The sequence below is a fragment of the Microvirga sp. HBU67558 genome (genome assembly GCF_018069605.1).
Classification (GTDB): Bacteria; Pseudomonadota; Alphaproteobacteria; order Rhizobiales; family Beijerinckiaceae; genus Microvirga; species Microvirga terrae.
Genome location: NZ_JAGPUP010000296.1, coordinates 1 through 996, shown reverse-complemented (window position 1 = coordinate 996; position 996 = coordinate 1). Strand labels below are relative to the sequence as shown.

Genomic DNA, 996 nt, shown 5'->3' with positions numbered 1-996 from the left:
GCCCAGTCCCGCCGTGCAGCGCCCGGCGGCATGCTCACCGGGGGAACCGGGCGCAGGTCATGTCTCGCCTCGGCTGAGTGCCGGCTCTCGGGCGGCAGGATATCCTCGACCCGGTTCAGGGCCACAGACTGCGACTGGGGCAAAGCAACCCTGTAGCCGAGCTCCTGGGCGACACCCGGCAGGTTCCGGACCGCCGCCCGGCCCGCTTCCAGGCCATGGCAGATGCTGAAGTACAGGGCATGGAAGTTGGCGTTCTGACGGATGGTCTCGCGGCTCTCCTGGGTCGAGTACGGTGCGAGATAGAACGCCATGGTACGTCCGTTCTTCTCGGCCACGATCGCCGGCTTGGTTTGGGAGCAGTACACATACCCGTTCTCCTCTCTGAGTTCCCTGCGTCCGCTTGAGCTGGCATGGAAGGTCTTCACCCGGGTCTGCATGAGTGTGCCCTCCCCTGTCCTGGTCAGAGGAGAGGCCGCCAGGATGGCGAACTCGTCGCACCCGTCAGGGCGGCAGAGCCCGCGGATGATCTCCGGACTGTCATAGGCCTGAGCGAAGGCTGGGGGCGCGAGCACGAGGGCAAGGGCAACAAGAGGTCTGAGCATTGGTGGCCTTGGGCGGAGGGATGGTTAACGAAGCGTCACCTCCGACGTCGCGCACGAATGTGACCATTTCAGGCCGGCCCACCCATGGTATTTGACGGCGATAGCCGCGACGCCCCTTCGGCCGCGAAGGGCTCCAAGACGTCTGGAAGTCCTGCCGTGGGCTTGGACAAGTTCGAGTGTTTTTGTCCCGATAAGAACCCGAGCATCAGGAGCGCCTTTCATATCGGGCGATCTGAGCGGCCTTGGCCCGCTCGCGACCGTCGCCATCAGGGGCTGTGTCGCAGATTCTGTGCGTGGGCGGCGGGCGTACCCCGGCGATGGACGCCAAACCTGTCGTTGTTCTCGCCTGCCTGCGAAAACCTGCCGCAAAGTTCTGCAAAACGTGGACCTGTGC

1 protein-coding gene is annotated in these 996 nt (G+C 64.6%); it reads right to left on the bottom strand.

The window, feature by feature from the left end; genetic code table 11:
* Positions 1-602 (bottom strand): hypothetical protein (locus KBI52_RS01325; RefSeq protein WP_210804848.1); only part of this gene is annotated, 602 nt, incomplete at its 3' end.
* Between the last annotated feature and the right edge of the window lie 394 nt (positions 603-996).